The following is a 14,878-nucleotide window of genomic DNA, read 5'->3' as shown; positions in this document are numbered from 1 at the left end:
ATAGCTATGGCTAAAGATATTGAAACTATTATAGCGTTGACCAATGCCTTGTATAGCGCTTCGTCAGTAACAAGCCAAGCGGCTAGTAGAAAAGCAGAATTAGAAGCTGAGCGAAAGAACGTTAAAAATGAATCTACAGATATCTGGACATCCTCATCGTTGTCATCTTATATTGCAGGCGAAAAGTATGATGACGAGGCAAAACAAGAGAGAGAAGATTTGGACAAATTAGAGAAAATGCTGTCTGAAAAAAAGGATGAAATTTTATCTTTGCTGGATAGTAAGATTTCGGAAGCAGAATCAGATTTACAAAGCGCTCGGTTAGCAGAATCAAATGCCCGATACGCCTTAAATATGGCTTTAAATGGCAACTAGAAAGGAGAAGTAGATGTCGATACAAGTGAAAAATATAGCTGGTTTAGACAGCTATGGAACTAGTATTCATAGTTTTGGCGGACGTTTTGAAGAAGCGGCGAGTGATACAGTCCGAGAGTTTAATACTAGCCTTGAAGGTGAGAAGGCAGAGGCCATTAATGCATTCTTTGAGAAGTTGAATACGATACAAACAACGGTATTTAAAGATGCTCCAAAAGCTGTCATGACCTATGGTCAACAAGTTTTCACCTTTACGGGAGAATTGAAAGGTTTGGGTTTTTCTTCCTTGGCTTTTACAGATGATGAATCTATGACCACTCTAACGAACTCTTTGGAAGCCCAGCAACGTGATGTAATTGCAATAGTAAAAAGTAAAGTCATAAAAGTAGTTCAGCAAGCTGTTGATGTAATGGGAGAAGGGGATGCCACAATTTCTAATTTTGATTCCACAGCTGACAGTTTGATTTTGGAGGAAGTGAAGTCTCGAAAGGAAACACATAAGGGAATTAAGACTGCTCATGAAAAACTAGAGACTGACATAACAAAGTCAGCCGAGACCTTTGAGTCTTTAGCAATTTTGACTCAAAATGCCAAGGCCATAACTTCTATTCCAGCTTTAAATATTTTGGATGCTATCCAACGAGGTGACTTAAGACAGGATAATGTCAATTATCTTGATGCGGCTTATACCTCTGATGATGTTGAAATCATAAAGGTTTTAATTTCTGAATCTAGATATAAGACAAAAAAAGACTATTTTGAAAAATTAGCCAGAGCGAAAGTGGATGATGCTAGTCTCCCAACGACGATGCTAGTTGCCAATCGTCTAGAAAAGGCTGCTGAGAAAGGTGAAGTTGATGGATTAGGGGCATTCTTTGAGGTTCTTTCTAATCGAGATGTGAAAGAGGTTCAAGTCTATACAGCGAAATTATCATCTAGTATTGATACGATTGTAGATGGCCTTAATGCTAAGGGGCAATCGTTGAGAAAGCCTATGCCAAAAGACTACAATAGTAAAGAGTATGAAGAATGGTTAAAAGAGGAAGAGGAAGCAAAAGAACGCTTAAAAGCATTAAAGGAAACCTCCGTTCGCTATGGTCGTCTAAATAATATTTTAACGTATATGAATACTGAAAAATTTGGAAAGACCACAATTACGGCTAAAAGAGTTTCTCTAGGCAATGGGGAAATTGGTGATTTTACAGCGACGACTAAACGAAATATTAAAGCAGGAAGTTTTACCTCTTCGAAGAAGAATGGTGAATATACCTTTACAATCCAAGATTTAGGAATAGATCGAAAAGATGGCTCTGAAACGATTAGTGTAAGTAGTTATAAGGAGCAGGATCAGCTTAAAAAATTAGATAAAATGGAAGAACTTAGAAAGCAAAAAGACCGTTTATGGCTGGAATCGGCTTATAATACAACTAAGAACATTGTATCTATGAACCCGGCTGCAGGTTTCTTTTGGAATATGGTAGAAGCAGCAGCAGCAACCAAAGAGGAGAAAAACATATTTGATGCTATAGCTAAAAATGGTACAAAGGCACTGAGTGAAACTGATTTTAAAAAATATAAGAATATAAAAAAAGCTAGTTCACATGTTGCTGGTGGTTTCTTAGAACATTTTGAGAAAGCTCAAAAGATTCAATCAGAGTTGGAAAAAATGGATAACGATCTTTTAAATCAAGAAATGGATACAGGTGCTACAGCAATAAAAGAAGGAAATAGCTATAAGCATATTTCTGGTCAATCTCGTTATGACTTTGAGGCCAATCTTCGGATGGCAGACCTCCAGCAAAATGGTTTACGAGGTTATTATTTCCGTCGGATTTTAGAGCAAAACCCAAATAATGTAGCAAAAGCAGTTGATGATTTAGATAAACTAGAAAGAAAATTGAATGCGATTGAACCATCTGGGGACTATACAGAGGAAGTGAAAGCTCTTTTCAGTGGGGATGGCAGCATTTCTCCTGAGCAACTGGGTGGAGAAAAGCTCGTAAAAGGATTGAATGAATTCCAAAATGTAACACAGGATATTAAAGATTATAATTTTACCTATGATGATTATAGTAAGGCGGAGGGTCTTTATTTCAATCACTTAGTTGGAATAGGAGGTAACTAATAGTGAACAAACAGGTATTTAGGAATCGGAAAGTTGTCTGGTCCCTCCTTCTTCTTTTTCTAGTCATAACAGGAGCTTGTTTCTTACTTCTCTTGAAACCCAGTCAAACTCCAAAAGAACAAGAGTATAGAATGCGAACTGCCATGGAAAAATCAGACTTTCAACTATTTGGAGATAAGAGTCAATACGTCCTTGCGCCTAGCAATAAAGGGAGTTTATTTGTCAGTAAAACATATGCGATCACAGATGAGTACAAGACTTTTATAGTAGAGGATGAAAAAAAGCTACATACCCTACCTCATCTCCAGATGGAGGGAGAGTATTGGAACTTGATTTTGTATAATTTAGACAAGGAGGGCTTGCCTGAGCGAAAGATTGACCTATATCAGGCAGTGCGAAGCTACAATCAGAAAAGTATTCCTATTAATCTAATTGACTCCTATTATGTTGAGGGTACTCACTATTTTAGGTTGAGAATTGGTGATTTATCGGATGAAGAGAATCGAATTTACAAAGATGTCTATCTCAATGTGGAGACGGAAGAAGTGGTGGAACTTCCAAAAGATACAAAGTTTGGAAGGGACTATGACATAAGTGATATAGCGCAAGTAACTAATTATAATAAGGTTTTAAGGAGTCTAGGTTATTTTGATCCTTCGAATGAGATTGGTGTAACTGGCTCTGAAGGGCAAGTCCCAGACCCTAATATCAATCTCTATAGTCTTTATCCGGACCTAAAAGATAAACTTATCAATCAGGATTGGTCGCTTTATATCCGTCCAGATAAGGTTACACCGGATGAGTGGTTTGATACCTTGTTACACTGGTTCGCCCCCAAGGGAGAAGACCTCCTAACCGTTTATGGACTGAATGATGATGGGGAAGCCTCAGATGTTCAGATTCGTAACAGCCAAGAGGCGAATGCCTGGTTAGAGCAGCATCCAGCTCTAAAAAACCTTTATAAAGTAGACAAGGGAGACAGCCGATGAGTAATAAGAAAATTAATCCGGATAATCTCAGCCGGGTGAATGGTGCATTTAAAGATATGAGTGGTGAGTTAGAACATAACGTTTCGGACCTCATTTCTTCAAGTGCGACGGAAAAGATAGAAGCTGCGACAGATGGTATTAAGAAACTCTCTAAGGAAATGGTGGAGACGATTAGTTCCTTAGATGAGTACCTTGGGGCGGTTGGTGAAGCCTTTCGAAGCGCAGATGCTAGTATGGCTCAGTCCATCGGTCAGAATATGTATACGAAAGCTCCTGAGTCACGAGCGGAGCGTAGAGAACGATATATCCAAGGCGGAAAAGATTCCAAGGAACGTCATAATCGTAGGAAAATGGTTGAAATCGCAGAGAGTCAATACAAAGATTTTCCATAACTATTTGAACTCACCTGAATTTAATTCAGGTGAGTTTTTCTATTATAAGTTTCGTATGATATAATTAAATACGAATAATATTAAGGAGTTAGAAATGAAAATAGGAAAAGGCATTAATTGGATTTTGAATAGAAAGGTGAAAAAATGAAGAAGCTGTTTGTTATAATTTTATTGTTAATACTTGGAGGTTGCTCTAATGGGATTAAAGATAAAGAGGCTAATAAAAATGAGACGATTGTCAAGGAGGAGAAAAAATTAAAATTTGTAGTAGCACCACAATATGAAGGTAAAACTTCGGAATTAATAGAGTTTGGAAAGAAATTAATTGAAGAACATCCTGAGGTAGGTAATCAAGGAGAAGTTACTCTATACTATTCTGGTAGTACATATACATTTAATGAGCAGGAGTATGCAGTATTTATGATATTAAACAAGACGGATACTGACATTAATCATGATGCTAAATTTAAAATTAGTTGGAGTTATGCGGGACAGCAAATCTACCAAAATGAATTAGTTGAATACAAAATTTCTGAAAGCGGGGAGCTGCCTACACAATCTGCAACAATTTTCTTACTTCCTTTAACAACTGAACAGAAATCGATTGTTACAAAGATTGTAGATGAAAGAAAAATGAATCTAAGTATATCAGATATTCAAATGAAGTAGGAGAACTATATGTCAGATTTAAAGCTTTATTTTTTGTTGCTATTTGGAGTTTTATTACTCTGTTCATCTGTACTTTTCTTTTTCCGTTATTTTTACAAAAGAGAACTAAGGATAAAAAATTTATCTACTGCATGTGTTGAGGGAGTTGTAGTAGGATACAAGTATTCAAAACCAGCAGGTCCTCCAATTGTTGAATATAAAGTTGATGGGCATACTTATCAAAGAAATCTGGACTACCATAGAGTCATTCTCATATCAGTTCCTTGGAAGAGTGTACAAGCCACTTCGAGGTCGGAGTTATTAGCTCAAAAGATAACAATTTATAGAAATTCTGTCGTTTCTGTTACACGTGTTTTGGAAGATGCTTTTCCAAAGGGCTCAAAGATGATGGTTTGGTATAACCCTGCTTGTCCCAAAGAGTCTTTTGTTGAGAGATACAGTGGTATGGAAGTGGTGTATAAGCGTCAAGTATGGATATGTATGGCAACATTAATTTTAGCACCCATCTTGTTGACAATGGTATTTCTATTGAATGAATTTTATAAATAGTAAATTTAAGAGGAGGAATTATGTCAAACGCTAGTCAACAAGCTGCAATTCAATCGCAGATTAGTTCAGCTCAATCAAAAAAAGAAGGTTACTTAGAAGAGGCAAAAAAAGTCAAGGAAATATATGACGAATTAAGGAAAATTAAAAGTGAGTTTGTTAAGCAAAAAAAAACTGTAGCTTCTAAAAAAGATGAACATGATGATTCCTGGACTGGAAATTTGCATGATACGAAATTTGTTACACCCGCAGGTAATCTGATTTCATATTTTGATTCTAGTATTAAGGCCATGGACGAAAATATTGATGAGTTACTCATAAAAATTAATGAGTATGAGAATAAAGTTTTGGAGATGGATGGACTTATTGGCCAGCTAGGAATATTGTTAAACAATATAAGTGGTTGGATTGAAAGTTTCTTCAACTAGCTGCAAAATTTCATTAACCACCTGAATTTATTTCAGGTGATTTTCTTTTGCTTTTCTCATCTTCTCACGGTGTCACGCATATGGTATAATGGGACAAAGACATTTTCCTTCCAGTACCTTGAAAATTCTATATTTTTCTCTTGTTTATCCGCTCTGCTATTTACAAAAAATATACCCCGTCCCTCGGGGTTCACTTGATCCTAGCCACGCAGAAGCCATCAGGTGTGGTGGATGATCAGATCTGGTCCAACTCACGCTTTAAGATTGCCCTTAAGGTGGCGGATTGTTCGGACTCCAATGAAATGCTTCATACACCGGATGCGGCTGAGATCACTCAGACGGGGCGTGCTATGGAAGCAGCAGAGTTAATGAAAATCACTTCACACGAACTCCTAGAAATGGGAATCGTGGATAAAGTAATTTCAGAGGCTGGTCTCTCCAGTAAAGAACTGCAAGCTCGTGTTAAAAATGAATTGCATGCAGAGCTTGACCGCTTGCAAGGCTTAGCCTTGGAACAGCTCCTCGAAGGACGTTACCAACGCTTTAGAAAGTATTAAGAATGACTAAATGAGACTAGAAAGGTCTCATTTTTTCTAGAGAACATACATTTCAGGACGAAAAATTGACAGTTGGGGAGATGGATGGCACACTGGTCAAAAATGATTTATACTAGATATAGAAGCTTGTAATGTTTGAATGATTTTCAAATTTGAAAAAAATTAAGAATCTAAATCACGAGTATAAGTTATATAGCGGAACAAGAAGTTAAGGAAGTTTGTAAAAATGAAAAAACTAGGGCATTTAGGAGTCTTTATCTTGCTGGTATTTCTATCGGTTTATCTACCAGACTAAGTTTTTGGGATGGGGGGTAGATGGCTATTCTATCTTTTCAACAGTTGAAGTAATAGCTCTTTTGCTACTATTTATCTACTGGCTCAAAAAGAAAGAGATGCTCTATATTTTTGAAAAAAAGAGTTCAAAGAAGTCAAGATTCTTTTACCTTGTATTTGGTCTAGTGGCTACTTATTTTAATCGTCAATTGGTGGATGCTTTTCAGTTACAGTTTCATCACCAAATTGATAACAAGTATATCTTTCAAGATCTTCTTTCGATTCTATACTCCAATGGGCAACCAACTTTTCTATCAACTGTTCTCAGTTTTAGTTTAACAGTAGTCGTCGGACCTATATTGGAGGAACTGATTTATAGAGGGTACTTTATGAATACCTTTTTCCCCCAGTCCAAGTACTATCTGGATGTTATCCTATCTGCTCTTATCTTTGGACTTAGTCATTTGATCCTAACTCACAGAGATCCTATCAGTTTGATTATTTATAGTTTAGGCGGTCTCTTCTATGCCCTTGCCTACCGTTGGACAAAGAACCTAAAAATCACCATCCTGTGCCATAGCTTTTTCAACTTTCTCATTTATGCAAAACCCATCTGGATCTTTGTTTATAATTATGTCTATTACCACTTTTTTAGATAGTGGAAGGCAAAGAAAAAAGTGTTTGATATCTGTCAAACACTTTTTTCTATTTACTGTTCTTCTGTTACAAACTGGCTGAGCAGTCCATTGATAAAACGGGCAGATTTTTGATCTGAGAAGACCTTTGCAAGCTCGATAGCTTCGTTAACAGCAACCAGCTGAGGGGTGTCAAATGAAGTGATTTCAAAGACTCCTAAGCGAAGGAGGTTTCTCTCCACGAGTGTTAAACGCTCGATGGTCCAACCTGCTTTTAAATGCTGTGTGATTTGCTTGTCAAGTTCTTCCTTTTTAGCTTGAACACCAGAAACGAGCTCTGTCAAAAAGGCTGGAAGTTGCACATCAGTATCTTCACAATCGTGTGTATAGGCGAAACGACAAGCAGTTTCGGTGTCTGTACCGAACTCAAGACTCATGAGAGCTTGAAAGGCACACTTACGGAGCTCACGCCTAGATTCTAATAGTGGACTAGTCATTGAGGAAGTCCTCATCAAACAAGTCTTTCAAGTCAGGTTTTGGTGTTTTATCTGGGACGATACCTGTAACATGGATATTAACAACATCCAATTCCACATCAGCCATATTGTAAACAGCATCTTTGACAGCTTTTTGAATAGTCATAGCGACTTTTGGTACCTTTACCCCATACTCAAGATAAAGGTAGATGTCCACTGTTAGTTTCTCATCAACATTTCGTAGATAAACACCGCGACCAAGAGAAAGTTTTGAAAGGGTGTCAGATACTGATTTGTTTGAAAAAGAGTGAACACCCTCTACTTTTGCTGTAGCAATAGCAATGATTTTTTCAAGTACACGTGGGGCGATAACGATTTCGCCAAGTTGTTCTTCAATTCCCATAGAATGACCTCTTTCTAGAGATTAGGCACGAGAAACGTAAGTTCCTTCAGCAGTGTTGATGACGAGTTTTTGTCCTGCTTCGATGAAGTCTGGAACGTTTACGACAAGTCCAGTTTCCATCGTTGCTGGCTTACCAGAACCTGTAACAGTAGCACCTTTGATAGATGGTTGAGTTTCTGCAACTGTCAATTCAACAGTAGTAGGAACTGTGACACCAATCACTTCAGTTCCGTAGAATTGGATTTTCACTTCTGAGTTTTCAAGGATGTAAAGCAATTCGTTTTCAACGTTGACTACAGGGATTTCGTATTGGTCGTAAGTTTCTGTATTCATGAAGTAAGCTGTGTCATCCATTTTGTACAAGTATTGAGCTGGGACAGTCTCGATGATGGCTTGTTCAAATTTTTCCTCTGGACGGTAGCTTGTGTCAAATGTAGAACCAGTACGGACATCACGCAATTTCATACGCATGATGGTGTTTCCTTTACCTGGTTTGTGGTGGCTAGCTTCCAAAACGCGGATCAATTTTCCGTCAGCTGTTTCAAAGGTCATACCAGCTTTTAATTTACTTGCTTCAATCATGTTTTTACCTCTTTAATAAAATAATTTACTCTTTATTGTACCATAAAAGACAACATTACTCAAATGTCAGAAGGAGCTTAATTAGTTGACTGGTACGATATTTCCATCTTCGTCCTTGGTGACGAGAACGTATTTTCCATCGACTTCGATATAAAAATTCTTGCTGGCAGTTTGCCCAGTGTTTTGAGCCGGTGTTTGATTTTGAACTTGTTGGCTTAGTTGACCACCGAGAGTTTGGCCAAGATTCATACCCATAAACATGTTCATCCCATTGCCATTTCCTTCATTGGCAGCTGCAGCGATGAGAGCTTCGTTACGAGCACGGCGTTCTTCGATTTCAATCGTGTTGTACTTCATTGCCACGAGCTCACTATCAAGCTTGCGAACGATATCAAGACTTTCTTGATCGTAGCTGAGGTCTTCAAGCAAGATATTAGTCGCTTCAATCCCGTAGAGACCTGTCCAAACCTTGTTAACCTCTTGTTTAGCGAGTTCGTTAAAGGTGTCTTGATTGGCATTGAGGCTATAGATATCAACCTTGTTCTCATTGGTATATTTGGCGATGGCAATCGCGATTTTCGGTGCGATATTTTGACGGAGCGTTCCTTGAGCTACATCTTGGAGAGTAAATGGCTGTCTGTCAGTAATTTGACGGCTAACAGAACTCACGTAGAAGAGGACGGGATCTGCGATTTTTACATCAAACAAGCCATAGAAACGGATGTTGAGCAGTTGTTGGTAACGTTCACTGAAGTATTCGACCGCATTTTGTGTGCCGAACTTATTGCCCGCGATGGGTTGCATGCGGATAAAGATGATTTCCTGTTGGGTGATGACTTGTCCACCAAAAGAGAAACGGTTTTTAAAGTTTTCCCAAGTGCCTTTTAAACCACCTTTTTCAAGGAGCCAGGCGTTATCACCAGCTTGCCATTCGTGGCTACCAGCTTCGAGGACTTCACCAAGGAAGGTACCGTTGTTTACCAAAACAGCGGTATAACCTTGAGGAACGATAACCACACTGCCATCTGACAAGAGACCTGTATTTTGATTGCTGTGACGAGAACGTCCATCTGGGTCTTTTGTGAGTAATTGACCCTTGATGGCCAAGGCGTCGCCAGAGACATTATCTGGAAGGACAATGGCTTCCTTGAATTTACTATCATTAAAACTATTTAAGCCTGCTGATAAGGCTGCACGTATAAATCCCATAATTCCTCCTAATTATAAAGCTCGTCTTCATCCACAACATCATAGGTATCGAGTACCCATTGGTTTGGACTGCGAGAGAGATTGGCACCACAGTAGTCGCACTCGCTAACTGCAGAGATTTTCAATGGGGCGCCACAGTTTGGACAGTGGTCGCTCACAACTTCGTCTGGATTGACTGCTTGCGTTTGGCTACCGTGTTGACGGATAAAGTTCAATTGATACACGGTGAAGAGATCTTTTTTAGGGTCTCCTTCAATGACACGGCGAGTCTCATCGTCAATGACATAGTCACGCAAGGTAGATGATAGAATCACCACTAAGGTATCGTTTCCGTCAGGATTTTCAATGAACTCCTTGATGCGAACATTTTCGATACAAACTTTCTCTAAAACATTGGTTGTTTTAGCTCGAATATGGTCCTCAAGTTGGGCACTGTGTTGGGAGTAGAGACTGGTACTTTCTAAAGCGCGGACAGAGTTCCAATTTTTTTCAGTCCAGGCAACCTGCAATTTAAGGTAGACTTCCTTAACCCAAGATGTGAAAGCTTCCGCGTCAAAGTTCGGATCTCCGTATTTCACACGGCTAATGGCCAGTGTGTTGTGTTCAACTCGACGATGGAGCGTTTGATAATCATTACTAGTGTAGGTTGAACTCGAATCTCCAGACTTATTCTGCAAGGATTTGACGATAACAACTAGTATGATTCCTCCGACTAATATGAACATAAAACCTAGATAGGGAGAGCTAGTAGAACTGTCAGAGGATGATCCGTATCCAGAGCGGTAGTAGTGGTAGGATGAGCCGCCAGAACGACTTCCACCTCCACTTGAGCGGCTACTACTTCTGGAGCTACTGCGGCTGCTTCCTCCACTTCTGGAATGTCCGACACCCGCATCAACGATTTGAGGCACGGATAGAAAAACAAGTAATAAACAGGTCATTAAAAGAGCGTAAATCTTTTTCATGTGTCTCCTAACTATATGATTGAAAAGGTAGCTGGCTAGACTACTGGGTGACTACTAGCGAATTACTCACTCTCTTTCAACTTCGCCAATTCTTGTGCAAGCAGTTTAAGGGCGACTTGTGGGTTAGCTTGTCCTTTGGTTGCCTTCATAAGGAATCCTGTGAAGGCCTTGTCTGCGTTGCGTTTGCCTGACTTGAAGTCGGCAACGGCAACTTCGTTATCCGCAAAGACTTGGTGAATGATCGGAATCAGAACATCTGGATCAGAGATTTGCACTAAGCCTGCTTTTTCCACGTATTCACGCGCACCACCGCCATTTTTAGCTAGGTGGACAAAGACTTTTTTAGCAATCTTAGATGAGATAGTGCCGTCTTCGATGATGGCAATCATTTCTACCAAGTTTTCTGGAGTCAATTCGATTTGTTCGAGTGTTTTTCCTTCAGCGTTCAAGAATTGAGCGACTTCCCCTTGGAGCCAATTTGAGACTTGCTTAGCATCGCCACCGAGGGCAACAGCTTTTTCAAAGAAGTCAGAAGTAACTTTGTTGGCAGTCAACTGGCTAGCATCGTAGTCTGACAAGCCAAGGTCAGCCACGTAACGGGCACGGCGCTCTTTTGGAAACTCTGGCAACTCTGTACGCATTTCTTCGATCCACTCATCTGAGATTTCAAAGAGGGGTAGGTCTGGTTCTGGGAAGTAGCGGTAGTCTGCAGCACCTTCTTTGACACGCATGAGGATGGTTGCCTTGTTAGCTTCATCGTAACGGCGTGTTTCTTGGCGGATTTGACCACCTGAGCGAAGGATTTCAGCTTGACGTTGGACTTCGTATTCAAGACCCTTACGAACATTGGAGAAGGAGTTGAGATTTTTCAACTCAGTCTTGGTACCGAATTTCTCTTGACCATAAGGACGAAGCGAGATGTTGGCATCCACACGCATAGAACCTTCTTCCATCTTAACGTCAGAAATGCCAGCGTATTGGATAACTTCCTTGAGGGCTGTCAGATAAGCGTAGGCTTCCTCTGGAGAACGCATGTCCGCTTCAGATACAATCTCAATCAAAGGCACCCCTTGGCGGTTGAGGTCAACATAGGAGTAGCCATCTGTACCGTGGGTGTTTTTACCAGCATCTTCCTCTAGGTGAGCGCGTTCGATACCGATTTTCTTAGTTGTACCATCTTCTAGTTCCACTTCAATCCATCCATTGTAGCCGATTGGCTCATCAAACTGAGAAATTTGGTAGGCTTTTGGATTATCAGGATAGAAGTAGTTCTTGCGGTCAAAGTGCATCTTTTTATGGATGTCCATGTTAAGAGCAAGAGCTGCCTTGATACCAGCATCGACAACACCTTTATTGAGAACCGGAAGCACTCCTGGGAAAGACCAGTCAATCACGTTGGTGTTGGCATTTTGGTCATTTCCAAAGTGGGCAGATGTAGGTGAGAAGATTTTTGAATTGGTGTTGAGCTCTACGTGGACTTCAAGTCCAATGACTGTTTCAAAGTTCATTAGTTGTCACCTCCAAAAATCACAGGTTGTTGTTTGTGGTAGTCTGTTGTTGCTTCAAAGGCAGCAGCAGCTTGGTAAATGGTCTCTTCTGAGTATTTAGGACCGATCAATTGCAGACCGACAGGTAGACCTTGAGAGAATCCAGCAGGAATTGAAATTCCTGGGAGACCCGCTAAGTTGACAGGAATGGTCAAAAGGTCAGCCAAGTACATGGCAACGGGGTCGTGGTTGAGTGAGTTCAAATCATAGGCAACGCTTGGTGCAGTTGGTCCCAAAATCAAGTCGTAATCCTCAAAGACGTTTTCGAAATCTTGGATAATGAGGGTACGGACCTGACCAGCTTTCTTGTAGTAGGCATCGTAGTAACCTGATGAAAGGCTGAAAGTACCTAGCATGATACGGCGTTTCACTTCTTCACCGAAACCTTGGCTACGGCTGTTTACATAGATTTCATCAAGATTAGTTGCATCTTCTGCACGGTAGCCATAACGGATACCATCAAAGCGTTGCAAGTTTGATGAAGCTTCTGAAGAAGCGATGATGTAGTAAACGGCAACTCCGTATTTAGAGTGAGGGAGGCTGACTTCTTCAACGATAGCACCAAGTTTTTCAAAGTGTTTGGCTGCGTTGAGGATGGTTTCTTTAACTTCTGGGTCAATTCCTTCACCGAGGTATTCCTTAGGCAAAGCGATTTTCATTCCCTTGATATCTTGCCCGATTTTTGAAGTAAAGTCAGCAATGCGGACAGGAGCAGAAGTCGAGTCTTTGGCATCTTCGCTGGCAATCGCGTTGAGCAAGAGGGCATTTTCCTTAACAGTTGGTGCGAAAGGTCCGATTTGGTCTAGTGAACTACCAAAGGCAATGAGACCGAAACGTGAAACCGTTCCGTAGGTTGGTTTGAGACCAACGATCCCGTTGAAGGCAGCTGGTTGGCGGATGGAACCACCAGTATCAGAACCAAGTGACAAGCGGACTTGCCCAGAAGCTACAGCTGCAGCAGAACCACTTGATGAACCACCAGGAACCTTGGTCTGGTCCCAAGCGTTTTTAGTGGCACCGTAGTAAGAAGTCTCACCTGATCCACCCATGGCAAATTCGTCCATGTTGGTTTTCCCAACGACAATCATGCCCTTGGCTTTAGCGTTAGTAACAGCAGTCGCATCAAAAATAGGCTCGTAGTTGTAGAGCATTTTTGAGGCTGTAGTTGTGAGGATACCGTCGGTAGAGATATTATCTTTGACAGCAAGCGGAATTCCTGAAAGGACATTATCCGCGTCAATTCCTGCTTGGTCAATGGCTTTGGCTTGGGCAAGAGCTTGCTCCTCAGCGATGGTGACAAAAGCGTTGATAGATGTCTCGCGAGACTTAATATCTTCAAGTGTAGCTTGGGTCAATTCAGTTGCTGAAATCTCCTTAGAGACAAGGAGATTGTGCAACTCTTCAATAGTTTTATGATTAAAAGTCATTAGGCATTCCCTCCATCGTCTAGGATAGCTGGTACCTTGATATAGTAGTTTTCTTTTTCAGGTACGTTTTTAAACAAGCGATCACGGTCTGTTCCTTCTTCGGCCACATCAGGGCGGAGTACAGTCTTGCGGTCAGCCATGGTCGTAGTAGGTGCGACACCAGTTGTGTCGACTTCGCCTAGCAACTCAACCATATCTACAATCTTAGACAAGGTGGTCGCAAAGGCAGCAGTTTCTTCTTCAGAGAATCTTAATTTTGAAAGATTGGCAACGTGTGTTACCTCTTCTTGCGTAATTTTCATCTTGCATCCTTTCGTGAAATGATGATTTTTAGTCTGTTCTATTTTACCATATTTTCCTATAAATAAGGGAGCCAAACTGAAAAGAAATAGAAATTGAAAAATCGCTTTTAATTCGCTATAATGGTAAAACTAGAGAATAAAAAAAATAAGAGTTAGGATAGAAACATGTTCCATCAATTTATCACCAGAACTCAGACGGTCCCTCCTCCCATTCCGCTTTTTTGGTATGGGGTTATGATGCTTCTTTTAGTGCTTTGTATTTATGGGGCGTTTGCTTATCACAAGAATCCACGCTTTGTCTACTTGTTTAAGGGGATTCAGATCCTCCAGTTATTAGTACTTTATAGTTGGTATGTTGGTTTTGGCATTCCCTTTTCTAATAGCCTTCCATTTTACCATTGCCGTTTGGCGATGTTTGCGGTGGTTTTCTTGCCAGATAAATGGCGGAGCAAGCAATATTTTGCCCTCTTAGGAGCTAGTGGAGCGGTCTTTGCACTGGTTTACCCTGTTTTTGACCCCTATGACTTCCCCCATATCACCAGTTTTTCATTTTTGATTGGGCACTATGCTCTTTTGGTCAACTCCTTGGTCTACTTGATGAATCACTATGACAAGAACTTGCTCAAGAAATATATGATTGTAGCCTATACCTTTATCCTCAATCTCTTTCTAGTTGGGGTTAATCAGGTGACGGGTGGAAATTATGGCCTCTTAAGAGATACACCATTTATCTCGAATGCTCCTCTATGGATAAAGTACCTCCTTGTGTCGGTTATTCTTTCTCTTGCCTTGCTTCTCTTTGATGAAGTATTTAAGAAACGGTGGAAAAAGAGAAATCAGGTGAAATCTATGCTCTAACTTGCCTTTTCATCGAATGAGCAATTGAAAAACTCCCTAAAATCCGCTATAATAGGTAGGTTGAAAGGGTTAGAATATTCCAATGTAAAAATATAAAATAAAATATAGCATTCACCATTA

General features: G+C 40.3%; 16 protein-coding genes and 2 pseudogenes. 10 read left to right on the top strand and 8 right to left on the bottom strand.

The window, feature by feature from the left end:
* Positions 1-6: 6 nt before the first annotated feature.
* The 9 genes and pseudogenes from DF216_RS05455 (at position 7) to DF216_RS05415 (ending at position 7,013) form a co-directional block, all read left to right on the top strand.
* The gene (locus DF216_RS05455; RefSeq protein WP_084942548.1) at positions 7-375 is read left to right on the top strand and encodes a chemotaxis protein; all 369 of its coding nucleotides are present in this window, start codon (positions 7-9) and stop codon (positions 373-375) included.
* Between the two features lie 13 nt (positions 376-388).
* On the top strand, positions 389-2,500 hold the full coding sequence (locus DF216_RS05450; protein ID WP_129326208.1) for a hypothetical protein: 2,112 nt from the start codon (positions 389-391) through the stop codon (positions 2,498-2,500).
* Between the two features lie 2 nt (positions 2,501-2,502).
* Positions 2,503-3,489 (top strand): hypothetical protein, encoded by a 987-nt coding sequence (locus tag DF216_RS05445; protein WP_129326207.1) that lies wholly within the window; start codon positions 2,503-2,505, stop codon positions 3,487-3,489.
* Positions 3,486-3,881, top strand: coding sequence for a hypothetical protein (locus DF216_RS05440; protein ID WP_000066277.1), 396 nt, complete (start codon positions 3,486-3,488; stop codon positions 3,879-3,881). Before DF216_RS05445 ends, DF216_RS05440 begins: the two co-directional genes overlap by 4 nt.
* A gap of 144 nt (positions 3,882-4,025) precedes the next feature.
* Positions 4,026-4,550, top strand: a complete 525-nt coding sequence (locus DF216_RS05435; protein WP_000732923.1) for a hypothetical protein — start codon at positions 4,026-4,028, stop codon at positions 4,548-4,550.
* A 9-nt stretch (positions 4,551-4,559) separates the two neighbouring features.
* Positions 4,560-5,099: a DUF3592 domain-containing protein gene (locus DF216_RS05430; RefSeq protein WP_129326206.1), complete on the top strand. Its 540-nt coding sequence runs from the start codon at positions 4,560-4,562 to the stop codon at positions 5,097-5,099.
* A 20-nt stretch (positions 5,100-5,119) separates the two neighbouring features.
* Positions 5,120-5,524, top strand: a complete 405-nt coding sequence (locus tag DF216_RS05425) for a DUF5082 family protein (RefSeq protein ID WP_129326205.1) — start codon at positions 5,120-5,122, stop codon at positions 5,522-5,524.
* Between the two features lie 179 nt (positions 5,525-5,703).
* Positions 5,704-6,081, top strand: a pseudogene (locus DF216_RS10945) (hypothetical protein); the annotation flags it as partial.
* A gap of 226 nt (positions 6,082-6,307) precedes the next feature.
* Positions 6,308-7,013 (top strand): annotated as a pseudogene (locus DF216_RS05415) (lysostaphin resistance A-like protein).
* A 50-nt stretch (positions 7,014-7,063) separates the two neighbouring features.
* On the opposite strand, the gene nusB reads toward DF216_RS05415, so the two are convergent.
* From nusB to gatC, 8 genes are all read right to left on the bottom strand, one after another.
* Complete coding sequence (nusB, locus tag DF216_RS05410; protein ID WP_129326204.1) at positions 7,064-7,486, bottom strand: transcription antitermination factor NusB; 423 nt, start codon at positions 7,484-7,486, stop codon at positions 7,064-7,066.
* Positions 7,479-7,868: an Asp23/Gls24 family envelope stress response protein gene (locus tag DF216_RS05405; RefSeq protein WP_129326203.1), complete on the bottom strand. Its 390-nt coding sequence runs from the start codon at positions 7,866-7,868 to the stop codon at positions 7,479-7,481. The genes nusB and DF216_RS05405 overlap by 8 nt, the downstream gene beginning before the upstream one ends.
* A gap of 21 nt (positions 7,869-7,889) precedes the next feature.
* Positions 7,890-8,450, bottom strand: a complete 561-nt coding sequence (efp, locus tag DF216_RS05400; protein WP_000568642.1) for an elongation factor P — start codon at positions 8,448-8,450, stop codon at positions 7,890-7,892.
* An 81-nt stretch (positions 8,451-8,531) separates the two neighbouring features.
* Positions 8,532-9,659 carry an SPFH domain-containing protein gene (locus DF216_RS05395; RefSeq protein WP_129326202.1) on the bottom strand — a complete coding sequence of 376 codons (1,128 nt, stop codon included), beginning with the start codon at positions 9,657-9,659 and terminating at the stop codon, positions 8,532-8,534.
* An 8-nt stretch (positions 9,660-9,667) separates the two neighbouring features.
* Entirely contained in the window at positions 9,668-10,624 is a 957-nt protein-coding gene (locus tag DF216_RS05390) for a zinc-ribbon domain-containing transport protein (RefSeq protein WP_129326201.1), read from the bottom strand.
* 62 nt (positions 10,625-10,686) lie between these two features.
* Positions 10,687-12,132: an Asp-tRNA(Asn)/Glu-tRNA(Gln) amidotransferase subunit GatB gene (gatB, locus tag DF216_RS05385; RefSeq protein ID WP_001008642.1), complete on the bottom strand. Its 1,446-nt coding sequence runs from the start codon at positions 12,130-12,132 to the stop codon at positions 10,687-10,689.
* The gene (gene gatA / locus DF216_RS05380) at positions 12,132-13,598 is read right to left on the bottom strand and encodes an Asp-tRNA(Asn)/Glu-tRNA(Gln) amidotransferase subunit GatA (RefSeq protein ID WP_129326200.1); all 1,467 of its coding nucleotides are present in this window, start codon (positions 13,596-13,598) and stop codon (positions 12,132-12,134) included. Before gatA ends, gatB begins: the two co-directional genes overlap by 1 nt.
* Positions 13,598-13,900, bottom strand: a complete 303-nt coding sequence (gatC, locus tag DF216_RS05375) for an Asp-tRNA(Asn)/Glu-tRNA(Gln) amidotransferase subunit GatC (RefSeq protein WP_129326199.1) — start codon at positions 13,898-13,900, stop codon at positions 13,598-13,600. Before gatC ends, gatA begins: the two co-directional genes overlap by 1 nt.
* 165 nt (positions 13,901-14,065) lie before the next feature.
* On the opposite strand from gatC, the gene DF216_RS05370 reads away from it, so the two are divergent.
* The gene (locus DF216_RS05370) at positions 14,066-14,758 is read left to right on the top strand and encodes a YwaF family protein (protein ID WP_129326198.1); all 693 of its coding nucleotides are present in this window, start codon (positions 14,066-14,068) and stop codon (positions 14,756-14,758) included.
* Positions 14,759-14,878 lie beyond the last annotated feature (120 nt).

The organism is Streptococcus oralis, from assembly GCF_004127215.1.
GTDB classification, from domain to species: Bacteria; Bacillota; Bacilli; order Lactobacillales; family Streptococcaceae; genus Streptococcus; species Streptococcus oralis_BD.
The sequence above is the reverse complement of the archived record's forward strand: the minus strand, read 5'-3'. Positions and strand labels throughout refer to the sequence as shown.